The sequence below is a fragment of the Phycicoccus endophyticus genome, assembly GCF_011326735.1.
Classification (GTDB): domain Bacteria; phylum Actinomycetota; class Actinomycetes; order Actinomycetales; family Dermatophilaceae; genus Phycicoccus; species Phycicoccus endophyticus.
The window spans coordinates 481,761-496,863 of record NZ_JAANCN010000001.1 but is presented as its reverse complement, the minus strand read 5'-3'; the positions used below and the strand labels follow the sequence as shown (position 1 = coordinate 496,863).

The following is a 15,103-nucleotide window of genomic DNA, read 5'->3' as shown; positions in this document are numbered from 1 at the left end:
GCGGCATCTGGCCCACCCCCCGGCACGCCGTAGAGTCGGCGGGCGTGACCACCACCGCGACCATCGGAGTCCTCGCCGTCCAGGGCGACGTGCGCGAGCACCTCCAGGCACTCGAGCGCGGCGGGGCGAGGGCGACCACCGTGCGCCGTAGGAGCGAGCTCGAGGCCGTCGACGGTCTCGTCGTCCCCGGTGGCGAGTCGACGACCATGGACAAGCTCGTGCGGGTCTTCGAGCTCCAGCAGCCCCTGCGCGAGCGGATCGCGGCCGGCCTGCCGGTCTACGGTTCGTGCGCCGGGATGATCATGCTCGCCGACCGCCTCGCGGACGGCGCCCCCGGCCAGCAGACCCTCGGGGGGATGGACATCCTCGTGCGCCGCAACGCCTTCGGGCGCCAGCTGGACTCCTTCGAGGAGGACCTCCACATCCGCGAGCTCGGGGGCGAGCCGGTGCGTGCGGTCTTCATCCGGGCTCCGTGGGTCGAGGAGGCCGGGCCGACGGTCGAGGTCCTGGCGCGGGTCGAGCACGGGCCGGCCACGGGTAGGATCGTCGCCGCGCGGCAGCGGAACCTGCTGGTCACGTCCTTCCACCCCGAGGTGACCGGAGACCACCGGGTGCACCGGCTGTTCGCCGACATCGTGAGAGAGAGTCTGAGGGAGCGTTCATGAGCGGCCACTCCAAGTGGGCGACCACCAAGCACAAGAAGGCGGCGATCGACGCCAAGCGCGGCAAGCTCTTCGCCAAGCTCATCAAGAACATCGAGGTCGCCGCGCGCACCGGCGGCGGCGACCCCGCGGGCAACCCGACGCTCTACGACGCGATCCAGAAGGCCAAGAAGTCCTCGGTCCCCAACTCGAACATCGACAACGCCGTCAAGCGGGGCTCGGGTGCGACCGCCGGCGGGTCCGACTGGGAGACCATCGCCTACGAGGGGTACGCCCCCGGCGGCGTGGCCGTGCTCATCGAGTGCCTCACCGACAACCGCAACCGGGCCGCGGCCGAGGTGCGCACGGCGCTCACCCGCAACGGGGGGCAGCTCGCCGACCCCGGGTCGGTGTCCTACGTCTTCGACCGCAAGGGCGTGGTCATCGTGCCCAAGAGCGAGAAGTCCGAGGACGAGCTGCTCGAGATCGTCCTCGACGCCGGCGCCGAGGAGGTCAACGACAACGGGGACACCTGGGAGATCGTCTCGGAGGCGAGCGACTTCGTGACCGTCCGGAGCGCCCTGCAGGAGGCGGGCGTCGACTACGACTCGGCCGAGGCGTCCTGGGTCCCGAACCTCCAGGTGCCGCTCGACCTCGACGGCGCGAAGAAGATGATCCGGGTCATCGAGGCGCTCGAGGACTCCGACGACGTCCAGGACGTCTTCGCCAACGGCGACATCCCCGACGACGTCCTCGCCGAGCTCGACGCCGAGGAGTGAGCTCGGCCGACCCGGCCCTCTGGGACGCCGAGGCCGCGACCTTCGACGAGGCCGCCGACCACGGCCTGGCCGACCCCACGGTCCGCGAGGCGTGGCGCGAGCTCCTGCGCTACGCGCCGCCACCGGCTCCGGCCGCCGTGGCCGACCTCGGCTGCGGCACCGGCACGCTCTCGCTCCTCCCCGCGGTCGCGCTGCCCTGACCGGGCGTGTCGGTGGCGGGAGCCGCCGGCCGGCTCCCGTAACCTCGAAGCCGAACACGTGTTCTACACCCCCGTCCCAGGAGTTCCCGTGCGCGTCCTCGGTGTCGACCCCGGCCTGACCCGCTGCGGCCTCGGCGTGGTCGACGGCCGGCCCGGGCGAGCGGCGATGGTCGCCGTCGGCGTGGTGCGCACGCCGAGCGGCGCCGAGCCGGGGGAGCGGCTGCTCTACCTCGAGCGCGAGCTCGACCAGTGGCTCGACCGGTTCGCGCCAGAGGTCGTCGCCGTCGAGCGGGTCTTCGCCGACGTCAACGTGGCGAGCGTGATGACGACGGCGCACGCCAGCGCCGTCGCCCTGCTCGGCGCCGCGCGCCGGGGCATCCCGGCCGTCTTCCACACCCCGACCGAGGTCAAGGCGGCGGTCACCGGCAGCGGCCGGGCCGACAAGGCCCAGGTCGCAGCGATGGTCACCCGCATCCTCGGCCTCGACGCCGCCCCGAAGCCCGCCGACGCCGCCGACGCCCTCGCCCTGGCCATCTGCCACGCCTGGCGCGGTGCGGCGAGCGCCCGCCTGGCCGTCCTCGCCGAGGGGGGCAGCCGGTGATCGCCTCGGTGCGCGGGGTCGTCGGTCACGTCGGGCTCGACCGGGTCGTCGTCGAGGTCGGCGGGGTCGGGATGCTCGTGCACACGACCCCGGCCACGGCCGCCGCGTGCCGCCGCGGGCAGGAGACCCTCCTCGCCACCAGCCTCGTCGTGCGCGAGGACTCGCTCACCCTCTACGGGTTCTCCGGCGGTGCGGAGCGCGACATGTTCGAGACCGTGCAGACCGTCTCCGGCGTCGGGCCCCGGCTCGCGCTGGCCATGCTCTCGGTCATGGGGCCGGACGAGCTCGCGGGCGCGTTCGCCGCGGGTGACACCAAGGCGCTCACGGCGATCCCCGGGGTCGGCGCCAAGTCGGCCCAGCGGCTCGTGCTCGAGCTGCGCGAGAAGGTCGCCGCGCTCGGTGCCCCCGGGTCACCGGCCGCCACAGCGGTGCCGGCCGCGGCCGGCGAGCCCTGGCGGGAGCAGGTGGCCGAGGCGCTCGTCGGCCTCGGCTGGAGCAGCAAGCAGGCCGGTGAGGCCGTCGAACGGGCGGCGGCGCAGGCCCCGGCGGACGCCGAGGTCTCCGCCTACCTGCGGCTGGCCCTTCGGGAGCTGCGCCGGTGAGCGCCGACCGGCGCGACGGGTTCCGCAGCGAGATTCGCGAGGCGGGGGACCCCCCGGAGGCCACCGCCCGGGTGGTGGACGCGGCCGGCACCGAGGACGAACGGGTCGTCGAGGCCGCGCTACGCCCGCGGCGCCTCGCGGAGTTCCCGGGCCAGCCCCGGGTGCGCGACCAGCTCGGGCTCGTGCTCGAGGCCGCCCGGCGGCGCGGGACCCCGCCGGACCACGTGCTGCTGTCGGGTCCGCCCGGGCTCGGCAAGACGACGCTGGCGATGATCGTCGCCGCCGAGCTCGAGCGCCCCATCCGGGTCACCTCCGGCCCCGCCATCCAGCACGCCGGCGACCTCGCCGCCGTCCTGTCGAGCCTCGACGAGGGCGAGGTGCTCTTCCTCGACGAGATCCACCGGATGAGCCGCTCCGCCGAGGAGATGCTCTACCTGGCCATGGAGGACTTCCGGGTCGACGTCGTCGTCGGGAAGGGGCCGGGGGCCACCGCGATCCCGCTCGAGCTGCCCCCGTTCACGGTCGTGGGCGCCACCACCCGCGCCGGCCTCCTGCCCGCGCCACTGCGCGACCGGTTCGGCTTCACCGGCCACCTGGACTTCTACGAGACCACCGACCTCGTGACGATCCTGCACCGCTCGGCAGGGCTGCTCGGGGTCGACGCGGACGAGCCGGGGATCACCGAGGTGGCCGGACGCTCGCGCGGCACCCCACGGATCGCCAACCGCCTGCTGCGCCGGGTGCGCGACTGGGCGCAGGTGCACGGCGAGGGGCACGTCGACCACCACGCCGCGCGCGAGGCGCTGGCCCTCTTCGACGTCGACGACGCCGGGCTGGACCGCCTCGACCGCGCGGTCCTGCAGGCGCTGTGCCGGCGCTTCGGCGGCGGCCCGGTGGGCCTGTCGACCCTCGCGGTCTCCGTCGGCGAGGAGGCCGACACCGTCGAGACTGTCGCCGAGCCCTACCTCGTGCGTGAGGGGTACATGTCCCGTACCCCCCGGGGGCGGGCGGCCACGGCCCGTGCCTGGCAGCATCTCGGGCTCACCCCTCCGGTCGACGCGCCGCAGCAGGCCGCGCTGCCGCTCGCGGACGACGGGCCGGGCCGCCTCGAGGGCTGATGCCGACCCGAGCCGGGCACGCGGGCGCGCCCCGCGTCGTTGGTGAGGTGTCCGGCTCTCGCCTAGAGTGGGTCCTCGGCCCGGTGCGTCCGGGCCGAACCACTGCTCGCCACGTGCGGAACGCCCGCCTCGAAGGACCACACACCGATGTCTGACGGCTCCGGCTCCGGCCTCGCCTACCTGCTCATCCTGGGACTGCCGTTCCTCCTGCTCGTCTGGATGTTCTTCACCCAGCGCCAGCGCGGGAAGCAGGTCCAGCAGCTGCAGTCCTCCCTGCAGGTGGGGGAGGAGGTCGTCACCACCTCCGGGCTCTACGGCACGGTCACCGCCCTCGACGACACGGTCGCCACCCTCGACGTCGGCAACGGGGTGAGCCTGCGGTTCGACCGCCGGGCCATCGGCATGCGCGTCGGCGAGGGCTCCTGACGTGGCGTCGGCACCCCGCACCGTCGCCCGACGCTCGCTCGTCGCGCTGGGCGTCCTGGCCCTCGCCCTCGGCGCCCTGCTCGCCGGCTCGGTCCTGTGGAGCGACGGTCAGACCACCCCGAAGCTCGGTCTCGACCTCGAGGGCGGCACCCAGATCATCCTCGAGCCGAAGACCACCGGCGGGCAGAGCGTCTCCGCCGAGCAGATCGAGCAGGCGCGCGACATCATCGTCCAGCGCGTCGACGCCGGCGGTGTCTCCGGGGCCGAGGTCACCACCCAGGGCGACCGCAACATCGTCGTGAGCATCCCCGAGATCCCCAGCCAGGCCGTCCGCAACGCGATCAAGCAGTCCTCGCAGATGCAGTTCCGGCCCGTGCTCGCGGTGACCTCCGGGGTCCCGGAGCCGACCGAGACCCCGTCCTCCTCGAGCTCGCCGACGGCGAGCGGCTCGGCCTCCTCGAGCCCGACGGCCACCGCCTCCCCGGCGCCCAGCTCGTCCTCGACGAACAACAGCGCGCTCAACGAGGCGCTCACCGAGGACTCGCCCTCACCGTCCACGACGGCCTCGAGCTCCCCGAGCCCGAGCTCGAGCGGCGACTCGGACACCCCGAGCGACCCCACCGACCTCGCCTGGGTCACCGACAAGGTCCAGCAGGCCTACCAGGACCTGGACTGCTCGGACCAGAAGGCCCTCGACGACCTCGTCGACGACCCCGACAAGCCGCTCGTCACGTGCTCCTCGGACGGCTCGGCGAAGTACATCCTCGGCCCGGTCGCGGTCTCCGGCGACAAGATCTCCGACGCCACCGCCGGGTACCAGACCAACCAGCAGGGCACGGTGACGAGCACCGTCGAGATCGCGCTGACCTTCAACAGCGAGGGCGCCGACGAGTACGCCGACATCAGCCGCACGATGGTGGGCCTCGAGGAGCCGCGCAACGAGCTGGCCACCGTCCTGGACTCCCGGGTCATCGTCGCCCCGCGCTTCGACAGCGCCATCCCCAACGGCCGGGCGAGCATCACCGGCGGGTTCACCCTCGAGTCGGCCAAGGCCCTCGCCGACCAGCTGAAGTTCGGCGCGCTGCCGCTCTCCTTCGAGGAGCAGTCGAGCGTCGACATCAGCCCGACCCTCGGCTCCGAGCAGCTGCGCTACGGCTTCCTCGCCGGGCTCGTCGGGCTGCTGCTCGTCGTCGTCTACTCGCTCGGGCAGTACCGGATGCTCGGGTTCGTCACGATCAGCTCGATCCTCGTCGCCGGCCTGCTCACCTACCTGACGATCACCGTCCTGGGCTGGGCACAGAACTACCGCCTGGACATGGCCGGCGTCACCGGGCTCATCGTCGCCATCGGGTTCACCGCCGACAGCTTCATCGTCTACTTCGAGCGTGTCCGGGACGAGCTGCGCGAGGGGCGCTCGCTCGCGAGCGCCGTCGAGACCGGGTGGAACCGCGCCAAGCGCACGGTGCTGATCGCCGACGGCGTCAACCTCCTCGCCGCCCTCGTGCTCTACCTGCTGGCCAGCTCGAGCGTGCGGGGCTTCGCGTTCACCCTCGGCCTGACGACGGTCATCGACGTGCTCGTCGTCTTCTGGTTCACCCACCCCCTGCTCACCCTCCTGACCCGGGTACCGTTCTTCCGCGACGGGCACCGGCTCTCCGGTCTCGACCCCTCTCGGCTCGGGGCGAAGAGCATGCGCTACGCGGGTCGTGGACGGTTCACCCCGACGCCCGCCCTGCGGGAGACCGAAGGGAGCCGCGCATGAGCGCCTCGTTCGCCCAGCTCGGCAACGACCTGTACACGGGCCGGCGCTCGGTGGCGGTCGTCGCCCACCGCCGCAGGTTCTACCTCGGCTCGCTCGCCCTCTTCCTCGTCGCCGTGCTCGGCCTGGCCACCCAGGGGCTCAACCTGGGCCTGGAGTTCCGGGGCGGGTCGGAGTTCCGGGTCGCGACGAGCAGCGCACCCCAGGACTACGAGCAGACCGCCCGCGAGGCCGTCGGAGCGGCCGAGGACCAGCGGGGCGTGAACGTCACCCTCGTCGGCACCGACACCGTGCGGGTGCAGACCGAACGGCTCTCCGACACCGACTCCCAGAGCGTGCGCTCCGCCCTCGCCGACGCCTTCGAGGTCCCCGAGGAGGACGTGAGCGCCACCTTCATCGGCCCCTCCTGGGGGGCGTCGGTGAGCGCCCAGGCGCTGCGGGCGCTCGTGATCTTCCTCGTCGCGGTCGTGCTCATGCTGAGCATCTACTTCCGCAACTGGAAGATGGCCGCGGCCGCCCTGTTCGCCCTGGCCCACGACCTGGCGATCACGGTGGGCATCTACGCGCTCGTCGGCTTCGAGGTCTCCCCGGCGACGATGATCGGCTTCCTCACCGTCCTCGGGTACAGCCTCTACGACACCGTCGTCGTCTTCGACAAGGTCCGCGAGAACACCAACCAAGCGTTCGCCAACGGACGCCTCACGTACGCCCAGGCCGCGAACCTCGCGGTGAACCAGACGATGGTGCGCTCGATCAACACCACCGTCATCGGGCTGCTGCCGATCTCGGCGGTCCTCGTCGTCGGCTCGGTCTTCCTCGGCCCGGGCGTGCTGCTCGACCTCTCGCTCGTCCTGTTCGTCGGCATCCTCGTCGGGGCCTACTCCTCGATCTTCATCGCGACGCCGTTCCTCGTGACCCTGCGACGCAAGGACGCGGCCGTCGTCGAGCTCGAGAAGAAGGCGCTGCGTCACCAGGCCAAGGTGGCCAAGGACGCCGAGCACGCGGCCCCCGTCTCCGGGGACGCGCCGGTGCCGGCCGGTGCCCTGCCGAGCACCCCGGCCACCCGGGAGGAGGGCTCGACCCTCACCGGACGGGCAGTGCACGAGTACGCGCGCTCCGGGCCGCGGAACCAGCCCAAGCGCACCCCCAGGTCCAAGCGCTGAGCATGGACGTCGGGGTCTCCGAGCTCGTCGCGCGCTCGCTGCGCGACGTGCCCGACTTCCCGCAGCCCGGCGTGGTGTTCAAGGACATCACCCCGCTGCTCGGCGACCCGGGCGCGTTCGCCGCCGTGGTGGCCGCCCTGGCCGACGGGCGCCGGGGGCAGGTCGACCTCGTCGCCGGTGTCGAGGCCCGTGGGTTCGTCGTCGGGGCGGCCCTCGCGCACGCCCTCGGCGTGGGCTTCGTCCCGGTGCGCAAGGCGGGCAAGCTGCCCGGCGACACCGTCGCGGCCTCCTACGACCTCGAGTACGGGTCGGCGACGATCGAGGTGCACGCCGACGCGCTCGGGCCGGGCCGGCGGGTCGTCCTCGTCGACGACGTGCTGGCCACCGGGGGGACGGCGCTGGCCGCCTGGGAGCTGCTCGAACGGGTCGGGGGGAGCGTCGTCGGGTTCGACTGCGTCGTCGAGCTGGGCTTCCTCGACGGGCGCCGGCGGCTGGGGGAGCGGCCCGTGCGCTCGCTGCACGTCGTCCCGTGAGCCGCGACTAGACTTCCTCCATGGCGGATCACACGACCACCGCCACCTCGGGCAGCGCCCCACCCGGGGTGGGGTCGCGCGCCCGGGCGCGCGCCGCGCTGGCGCGCGTCGGTCGCACCCGCCCCCCGCGCAACCCGGTCCTCGAGCCGCTGCTGCAGATCGTGCACAGCACCCACCCCAAGGCCGACGTGGCCGTCGTCGAGCGCGCCTACGCCGTCGCCGAGCGGGCCCACGAGGGCCAGAAGCGCCGCAGCGGCGACGACTACATCACCCACCCGCTCGCGGTGACCACCATCCTCGCCGAGCTCGGTATGACCCCGACGACGCTCGCTGCCGCGCTGCTGCACGACACCGTCGAGGACACCGCCTACAGCCTCGAGGCGCTCCGGCGCGACTTCGGTGACGAGATCGCGATGCTCGTCGACGGCGTCACCAAGCTCGACAAGGTCACCTACGGCCAGGCCGCGCAGGCCGAGACGGTGCGCAAGATGGTCGTGGCGATGGCCAAGGACATCCGCGTCCTCGTCATCAAGCTCGCCGACCGGCTGCACAACGCCCGCACCTGGCGCTACGTCTCGCAGGAGAGCGCGCAGCGCAAGGCCAAGGAGACCCTGGAGATCTACGCTCCGCTGGCCCACCGGCTCGGGATGAACACCATCAAGTGGGAGCTGGAGGACCTTTCCTTCCAGACCCTCTACCCCAAGGTCTACGACGAGATCGTCCGGCTCGTCGCGGAGCGCGCACCGGCGCGCGAGGAGTACCTCGCCCAGGTCCGCGACGAGGTCGGGGCCGACCTGCGGGCGGCGAAGATCAAGGCGACCGTCACCGGCCGACCCAAGCACTACTACTCCGTCTACCAGAAGATGATCGTCGGGGGTCGCGACTTCGACCAGATCTACGACCTCGTCGCGGTCCGGGTGCTCGTCGACACCGTCCGTGACTGCTACGCGGCCCTCGGCGCGCTGCACGCGCGGTGGAACCCGGTGCCCGGCCGGTTCAAGGACTACATCGCGATGCCGAAGTTCAACATGTACCAGTCGCTGCACACGACGGTCATCGGCCCGGGCGGCAAGGCGGTCGAGATCCAGATCCGGACGCACACGATGCACCGCCGCGCCGAGTACGGCGTCGCCGCGCACTGGAAGTACAAGGAGGACCCGGCCGCCCGGGGTGCCCAGACCCCCGGTGCCCAGGTACGCGACGGGCAGACCGAGCCCGCGGGCGACATGGTGTGGCTGCGCCAGCTGCTCGACTGGCAGAAGGAGACGGCCGACCCGGGGGAGTTCCTCGAGTCGCTGCGCTTCGAGATCACCGCGAGCGAGGTGTACGTCTTCACGCCCAAGGGACAGCTCGTCGGCCTCCCCGCCGGGGCCACCCCCGTCGACTTCGCCTACGCGGTCCACACCGAGGTCGGGCACCACTGCATCGGGGCCCGGGTCAACGGCCGGCTCGTGCCGCTGGAGTCGCGCCTGGACAACGGCGACGTCGTCGAGGTGCTCACCTCCAAGGCCGACTCGGCGGGGCCCTCACGCGACTGGCTGGGCTTCGTGCGCTCGGCGCGCGCCCGCAACAAGATCAAGCACTGGTTCACCAAGGAACGCCGCGAGGAGATGATCGAGGAGGGCAAGGAGGCCCTCGCCAAGGCGATGCGCAAGCAGGGGCTGCCCCTGCAGCGGCTCACCTCGGTCGAGTCGCTCACCGGGGTGGCCGAGGAGCTGCGCTACCCCGGCATCGACGCCCTGTACGCCGCGGTCGGGGAGGGGCACGTCTCGGCCCAGCACGTCGTCTCCCGGCTCGTGGCGTCGGTCGGCGGCGAGGAAGGGGCCAGCGAGGACCTCGCCGAGGTCGCCACGCCCGTCCCCGACCATCCGCGACCGCGCCGCTCGGGGGACCCGGGCGTCGTCGTCAAGGGGATGAGCGACGTGTGGGTCAAGCTCGCCCGCTGCTGCACTCCGGTGCCGGGCGACGAGATCCTCGGGTTCGTCACCCGGGGCAACGGGGTGTCGGTGCACCGTCGGGACTGCACGAACGCCGACTCCCTGCTCGCCCAGCCGGACAAGATCATCGAGGTCGAGTGGGCGCCCACGGCGAGCAGCCTCTTCCTCGTCCAGCTCCAGGTCGAGGCACTCGACCGCTCGCGGCTGCTCTCCGACGTCACCCGCGTCATCTCCGACAACGGGGTGAACATCCTCTCCGCGTCGGTGCAGACCTCCCGCGACCGGGTGGCCGTGCTCCGGTTCACCTTCGAGATGGGTGACCCCGGCCATCTCGGGCACGTCATCCGCTCGGTGCAGAAGGTCGACGGCGTCCTCGACGCGGCCCGGGTCACCGGCGGGCGCCGCGAGGGCTGAGCCCGGGTCGCGCGCCCGCGTCGCGGGGCGCCCTCAGCCGCCGAACTCGTCGACCCCGGCTCGTGCCTGGGAGAGCCACTGCTGCTGGGCCGCGAGCCGCTCACGGGCCGCGTCGGCCGTGCGCTCGTCCCCGGCGGCCTGCGCCTGGTCCACCTCGGCCTGTGCCTTGGCGACCGCGGCCTCGAGCTGCTCGACCATGCTCTGGGCCCGCGCGGACAGCTCGGGGTTGGTCGCGCGCCACTTGCGCTCGTCGGCCTCGCGGACGGCGGCCTCGACCCGGCGCAGCCGCTTCTCCACCCGGTCCAGGTCGCCGCGGGGCACCTTGCCGGCCGCCTCCCAGCGCTCCTGGACCCCCCGCAGGGCGGACTTGGCGGCCTCGACGTCGGTGACCGGCAGGATCGCCTCGGCCTCGAGGAGCAGCTCCTCCTTGACCACGAGGTTGCCCCGGTACTCCTCGTCCTCGGCGGCAGCCGCGCTGTCCTTGGCGGTGAAGAAGGCGTCCTGAGCGGAGCGGAAACGCTCCCAGAGGGCGTCGTCCTCGGCCCGCGCGGCCCGCCCCGCCCGGCGCCAGCGGTCCATGAGCTGCTTGTAGGCGCGTGCGGTGGCCCCCCAGTCGGTGCTCGAGGCGAGCGCCTCGGCCTCGGCGACCAGGGCCTCCTTGGCCGAGCGGGCCTGCTCGCGGGTCGTCTCGAGCTCGGCGAACCACGCCCGGCGGGCCTTGTCGAAGGCGTTGCGCGCGTGGCTGAAGCGCTGCCACAGCGCGGCCTCGGTCGGCTTGTCGAGCTTGGCGGCGCCACGCTGGTGCTCCTTCCAGCGATCCAGCAGGGCCCGCATCCGCTCGCCCGACTGCTTCCACTGGGTGCTGCCCGGCGGCTGGGCGGCGATCGCCTCGGCCTCGGCGACGATCTGCTCGCGCTCGGTCGCGGCGAGCGCCCGGGCCGCCCGGCGCTGCTCGGTCTCGGCACCGCGCTTGGCCTCCAGCCCGGCCTCGACGCGCTCGACCGTGGCGTGCAGTGCCGGCAGGTCACCGACGACGTTGGCCTGTGCCAGGTGCTCCTTGAGGGTGGCCAGGGCGTCGGAGACCTCCTTGGCCGTGACCTCGGGGTTGCCGAGGCGGGCCTGCAGCAGCTCCGCCGAGGCCGCGAGCTCGTCGTACTTGCGGGCGAAGTACTGCAGGGCCTCCTCGGGCGTGGCGCCGGGGTAGGAGCCGACCTCCTGCTCGCCGCCGTCGACGCTCACGAAGACCCGGCCCTCGTCGTCGACCCGCCCGAAGCGGGCGGACTCCGAGTGCTCGGCCGGCGCCGGCGCCGCGGCCGGGGGACGCGGAGCGACCCGCCGCGCGAGTGCGGCGGGGGAGGGCACGGGCGGGCGGGGGGCGGGCTGGTCCTCAGACACGGTCAGGACTTCTCCTCGGTGACAGCAACCCGCAGGATGCTGATCGGTGCGGCCGGTGTGCCGTCCGTGGGGGAGGTGTCGTTCGGGGCGACCCCCTCGGCGGCGACCCTGTCGACGATATCCAACCCGGAGGTGACCGTGCCGAAGACCGTGTAACCGTCGGGGTCCTCGATCGTCGTGTCGCCGTAGACGAGGAAGAACTGCCCGCCGTTGCCCTTCTCGGCGTCCGAGGTGCGAGCCATCGCGACGGTGCCCCGGGGGTAGACGCCGTCCTCGGGGGCGTTCTCGACGCCGAAGCCGTACCCGGGGGTGCCCTGCCCGGTGCCGGTCGGGTCGCCGCACTGGAGGACCTTGAAGGCGTCGTCGGTCGTCAGCCGGTGGCAGGGGGCGTTCTTCCAGTACTGCTCGCGGGCCAGCTGGAGGAAGGAGGCGACCGCCTGCGGCGCCTTGGTGCCGTCCAGCTCGAGGACGATGTCGCCGCAGTTGGTCGTCAGGGTCGCCTCGTAGGTCTTGCCCTCGGCGGTCTTCTTGTCCGGCAGGGTCAGCTCCGCACCGGTGCCGAGCGCCTCGGGCGGCTCCGCACAGCCGGCGAGGGTCGTCGGGGCCGCACCGCCGGAGCGGCCCACGGTCAGGCCGAGCACGCCCATGATGCCGAGCACGAGGACGAGAACGCCCACGACGGCACCGACCCGTCGCAGCCGCTCGCGGTCGGCGGCCTTGCGCGCCCGGACCGCCTCCTGCTTCGCCCAGCGCCGGCGGGCCCGTGCCCGCTCCTGCTTCCTCGTCACGCCACGTCCTTGCTCCTCGAGGCTCCAGCGGCGCCCAGTGTAGGCACGCCTGCCCGTTAGGCTCGCGGGCGTGCTCGCCGTCACCTTCCCCGCAGCCGCCTTCGGGACCAACTGCTACGTCCTCGCGGCGGGGGCCGGCGAGGAGTGCCTCGTCGTCGACCCGGGCATCGGCGTGCAGGAGCCCCTGGCCGCGGTGCTCGCCGAGCACCGGCTGCGCCCGGCCGCGGTGCTGCTCACGCACGGCCACCTCGACCACGTCTACTCGGTGACGCCGGTGTGCGGGGGCACCACCGCCGCCTACGTCCACGCCGAGGACCGCTACCGGCTGGCCGACCCCCTCGCGAGCCTCGACCCGGGCACGGTGGCGATGATGGAGGCTCAGTTCGGCTCCCGGGCCACCTGGCGCGAGCCCGAGCAGGTCGTCGAGCTCGCCGACCGGGAGCGGCTGCAGCTCGCGGGGCTCACCGTGGAGGTGCTGCACGCTCCCGGGCACACCGAGGGGTCGGTGATGTTCGCGCTCCCCGACCTGCCCGACGGCCTCACGGCGCAGGAGGAGCTGGAGCGCACGGTCCTCTCCGGTGACGTGCTCTTCGCCGGGTCGATCGGCCGCACCGACCTGCCGGGGGGCGACGCCGCGGCGATGCGCCGCTCGCTGCGCGAGGTCGTCCTGCCGCTGCCGGACCCCACCCTCGTCCTCGCCGGGCACGGACCGGCGACGACGATGCGCCGGGAGCGGGCCACCAACCCGCACCTGCGAGGATTGGTGGCGTGAGCGCCCCCACCAAGGTCACCCCGATCTCCGGCTTCCCCGAGCTGCTGCCCGCCGACCGCCTGCTCGAGCTGCACGTCCTGGACACCATCCGGGAGGTCTTCGAGCTGCACGGGTTCGCCCCGCTGGAGACCCGCGCCGTGGAGCCGGTCGAGCGGCTCCTCGGCAAGGGCGGCGACGCCGACAAGGAGATCTACGGGGTCACCCGGCTCACGGGCGAGGAGAGCAGCCGGGATGCCGACCTCGGGCTGCACTTCGACCTCACCGTGCCGTTCGCGCGGTACGTCCTCGAGCACGCGGGGAAGCTGCACTTCCCCTTCCGGCGCTACCAGGTGCAGAAGGTCTGGCGGGGAGAGCGCCCGCAGGAGGGCCGCTTCCGCGAGTTCACCCAGGCCGACATCGACATCGTCGACGCCGGAGAGCTCGCTGCGCACTTCGAGGCCGAGGTGCCGCTCGTCGTCGCCGAGGTCTTCCGCCGACTGCCGGTGGGGCCCTTCCGCATCCAGGTGAACAACCGCAAGGTGCCCGAGGGGTTCTACCTCGGGATCGGGCTCACCGACGTCCAGGGCACCCTGCGGATCGTCGACAAGCTCGACAAGATCGGGCCCGAGCAGGTCGCGGCGCAGCTCGTGCAGGCCGGGGCGAGCGCCGAGCAGGCGCGGCTCGCCCTGGCCCTGGCCGAGGTGCGCTCGCAGGACCTCTCGTTCGTCGAGGCCGTGCGTGGGCTCGGGGTGGAGCACCCGGTCCTCGACGAGGGCCTCGAGGCGCTGGCGGCCGTCGTGCGCGCCGGGGCCGAGAGCGCCCCGGGGACCCTCGTGGCCGACCTGCGGATCGCCCGGGGGCTCGACTACTACACGGGCACCGTCTACGAGACCCAGCTGCTCGGCGCCGAGGAGTGGGGCTCGGTGTGCTCCGGCGGGCGGTACGACTCGCTGGCGAGCGACGGCCGCACGACCTACCCCGGGGTCGGCATCTCGATCGGCGTCACGCGGCTGGTCCACCTCCTGCTCACCCGGCGCGGCCTGCGCGCGAGCCGGTCGACCCCCGCGGCGGTCCTCGTCGCCGTCGTCGACGAGGCCTCCCGCCGCCGCTCGGACCTCGTGGCCGCGGCACTGCGGGGCCGTGGCGTCCCCTGCGAGGTCGCGCCGAGTGCGGCGCGCTTCGGCAAGCAGATCCGCTACGCCGACCGCCGGGGCATCCCGTTCGTCTGGTTCCCCGGGGCCGGCGAGGACGACGCGGACCAGGTCAAGGACATCCGCTCGGGCGAGCAGGTCGACGCCGACGCCACGACGTGGGTGTGCCCACCGCAGGACCTGCGCCCCGGCATCGTCACGCCGGCGGGCTGACGGCCGCCTGTGGGGGCGGGCGCAGCCCGCACTCGCGCAGCTCGAGGACGGCGAGCGCGCGCACGACGTCCCGCTCGCCGCGGCGCCAGGCGCCGGCCGGGTCCGGCGAGATCCGCGCCAGCCGCTCCATCGGCTGGTTGGCCATCGCCCGCAGGGCGAACAGGTCGAGGTCGGGGTCGGCGTCGACGAACCGCGCGGCGGCGCTCGCCCGGCGCACGAAGCGCCAGCGCAGCAGTAGCCAGGTGCCGACGACGAGGAGCACCGGCGCCGCGGCCGTCGTCAGGCCGAGGAGGACGGCGACGCGTCCGACGCCGTCGGCGAGGTCGGCTCCCGCCTGCTGCAGGTCACCGCCGATGTCGGCCGCGGACCGGAAGGGCGCGGCGACCCGGTCCTGGAGCAGCGGCAGACCCTCGAGCGAGTCGCCCGCTCTCGTCATGGTGTCGCGGAAGCCGGCACCCGCGTCCGCGAGCCGGTGGCCCGGCTCGGCGAGCCGGAGCGTCACCTCGTGCAGCCAGAGCCCGAGGCGCACCCAGAGCACGACCCAGACGACGACGCCGACGTCGGCGGCCACCTGGGCCGCTCGTCGGGTCGTCACGTCGCTGTAGAGCTTCACGGGGTTCCTCCCTCGGGTC

At 73.4% G+C, this 15,103-nt stretch carries 16 protein-coding genes; 13 read left to right on the top strand and 3 right to left on the bottom strand.

Annotated features, from left to right (window positions below; translation table 11 throughout):
• Nucleotides 1-44: 44 nt before the first annotated feature.
• From pdxT to G8D98_RS02390, 11 genes are all read left to right on the top strand, one after another.
• On the top strand, nt 45-665 hold the full coding sequence (pdxT, locus tag G8D98_RS02440; protein WP_229661694.1) for a pyridoxal 5'-phosphate synthase glutaminase subunit PdxT: 621 nt from the start codon (nt 45-47) through the stop codon (nt 663-665).
• The gene (locus G8D98_RS02435) at nt 662-1,420 is read left to right on the top strand and encodes a YebC/PmpR family DNA-binding transcriptional regulator (protein WP_166098545.1); all 759 of its coding nucleotides are present in this window, start codon (nt 662-664) and stop codon (nt 1,418-1,420) included. Before pdxT ends, G8D98_RS02435 begins: the two co-directional genes overlap by 4 nt.
• On the top strand, nt 1,417-1,620 hold the full coding sequence (locus tag G8D98_RS02430; protein ID WP_205859672.1) for a class I SAM-dependent methyltransferase: 204 nt from the start codon (nt 1,417-1,419) through the stop codon (nt 1,618-1,620). The genes G8D98_RS02435 and G8D98_RS02430 overlap by 4 nt, the downstream gene beginning before the upstream one ends.
• An 88-nt stretch (nt 1,621-1,708) precedes the next feature.
• Entirely contained in the window at nt 1,709-2,221 is a 513-nt protein-coding gene (gene ruvC, locus G8D98_RS02425; protein ID WP_166098542.1) for a crossover junction endodeoxyribonuclease RuvC, read from the top strand.
• Complete coding sequence (gene ruvA / locus G8D98_RS02420) at nt 2,218-2,823, top strand: Holliday junction branch migration protein RuvA (protein WP_166098539.1); 606 nt, start codon at nt 2,218-2,220, stop codon at nt 2,821-2,823. The genes ruvC and ruvA overlap by 4 nt, the downstream gene beginning before the upstream one ends.
• A gap of 32 nt (nt 2,824-2,855) precedes the next feature.
• Nucleotides 2,856-3,941 (top strand): Holliday junction branch migration DNA helicase RuvB, encoded by a 1,086-nt coding sequence (ruvB, locus tag G8D98_RS02415; protein WP_229661728.1) that lies wholly within the window; start codon nt 2,856-2,858, stop codon nt 3,939-3,941.
• A 147-nt stretch (nt 3,942-4,088) separates the two neighbouring features.
• Nucleotides 4,089-4,367: a preprotein translocase subunit YajC gene (yajC, locus tag G8D98_RS02410; protein WP_166098533.1), complete on the top strand. Its 279-nt coding sequence runs from the start codon at nt 4,089-4,091 to the stop codon at nt 4,365-4,367.
• 1 nt (nt 4,368) lies between these two features.
• A complete protein-coding gene (gene secD, locus G8D98_RS02405) occupies nt 4,369-6,129 on the top strand; it encodes a protein translocase subunit SecD (protein WP_166098531.1) in 1,761 nt (586 codons plus the stop codon).
• Nucleotides 6,126-7,289: a protein translocase subunit SecF gene (gene secF, locus G8D98_RS02400; protein WP_166098529.1), complete on the top strand. Its 1,164-nt coding sequence runs from the start codon at nt 6,126-6,128 to the stop codon at nt 7,287-7,289. The genes secD and secF overlap by 4 nt, the downstream gene beginning before the upstream one ends.
• 2 nt (nt 7,290-7,291) lie before the next feature.
• Nucleotides 7,292-7,822 carry an adenine phosphoribosyltransferase gene (locus G8D98_RS02395; protein WP_166098526.1) on the top strand — a complete coding sequence of 177 codons (531 nt, stop codon included), beginning with the start codon at nt 7,292-7,294 and terminating at the stop codon, nt 7,820-7,822.
• Nucleotides 7,823-7,842: 20 nt separating this feature from the next.
• Nucleotides 7,843-10,173 (top strand): RelA/SpoT family protein, encoded by a 2,331-nt coding sequence (locus G8D98_RS02390; RefSeq protein WP_166098522.1) that lies wholly within the window; start codon nt 7,843-7,845, stop codon nt 10,171-10,173.
• A 33-nt stretch (nt 10,174-10,206) separates the two neighbouring features.
• On the opposite strand, the gene G8D98_RS02385 is transcribed toward G8D98_RS02390, so the two are convergent.
• Both G8D98_RS02385 and G8D98_RS02380 read right to left on the bottom strand, forming a co-directional pair.
• Nucleotides 10,207-11,568, bottom strand: a complete 1,362-nt coding sequence (locus G8D98_RS02385) for a DUF349 domain-containing protein (RefSeq protein WP_229661695.1) — start codon at nt 11,566-11,568, stop codon at nt 10,207-10,209.
• 2 nt (nt 11,569-11,570) lie between these two features.
• Nucleotides 11,571-12,356 carry a peptidylprolyl isomerase gene (locus G8D98_RS02380; protein ID WP_166098519.1) on the bottom strand — a complete coding sequence of 262 codons (786 nt, stop codon included), beginning with the start codon at nt 12,354-12,356 and terminating at the stop codon, nt 11,571-11,573.
• A 70-nt stretch (nt 12,357-12,426) separates the two neighbouring features.
• Here G8D98_RS02380 and G8D98_RS02375 point away from each other — a divergent pair, with 70 nt between their 5' ends.
• Both G8D98_RS02375 and hisS read left to right on the top strand, forming a co-directional pair.
• A complete protein-coding gene (locus G8D98_RS02375) occupies nt 12,427-13,128 on the top strand; it encodes an MBL fold metallo-hydrolase (RefSeq protein WP_166098517.1) in 702 nt (233 codons plus the stop codon).
• On the top strand, nt 13,125-14,471 hold the full coding sequence (hisS, locus tag G8D98_RS02370; protein ID WP_166098515.1) for a histidine--tRNA ligase: 1,347 nt from the start codon (nt 13,125-13,127) through the stop codon (nt 14,469-14,471). The genes G8D98_RS02375 and hisS overlap by 4 nt, the downstream gene beginning before the upstream one ends.
• On the opposite strand, the gene G8D98_RS02365 is transcribed toward hisS, so the two are convergent.
• Nucleotides 14,455-15,084: a hypothetical protein gene (locus G8D98_RS02365; protein ID WP_166098512.1), complete on the bottom strand. Its 630-nt coding sequence runs from the start codon at nt 15,082-15,084 to the stop codon at nt 14,455-14,457. The genes hisS and G8D98_RS02365 overlap by 17 nt on opposite strands.
• Nucleotides 15,085-15,103 lie beyond the last annotated feature (19 nt).

Bases quoted from the DNA above. Each gene is read 5' to 3' on its own strand.
- G8D98_RS02435 (WP_166098545.1), top strand. From the start codon at position 662: ATGAGCGGCCACTCCAAGTGGGCGACCACCAAGCACAAGAAGGCGGCG.
- yajC (WP_166098533.1), top strand. From the start codon at position 4,089: ATGTCTGACGGCTCCGGCTCCGGCCTCGCCTACCTGCTCATCCTGGGA.
- G8D98_RS02390 (WP_166098522.1), top strand. From the start codon at position 7,843: ATGGCGGATCACACGACCACCGCCACCTCGGGCAGCGCCCCACCCGGG.
- G8D98_RS02395 (WP_166098526.1), top strand. From the start codon at position 7,292: ATGGACGTCGGGGTCTCCGAGCTCGTCGCGCGCTCGCTGCGCGACGTG.
- secF (WP_166098529.1), top strand. From the start codon at position 6,126: ATGAGCGCCTCGTTCGCCCAGCTCGGCAACGACCTGTACACGGGCCGG.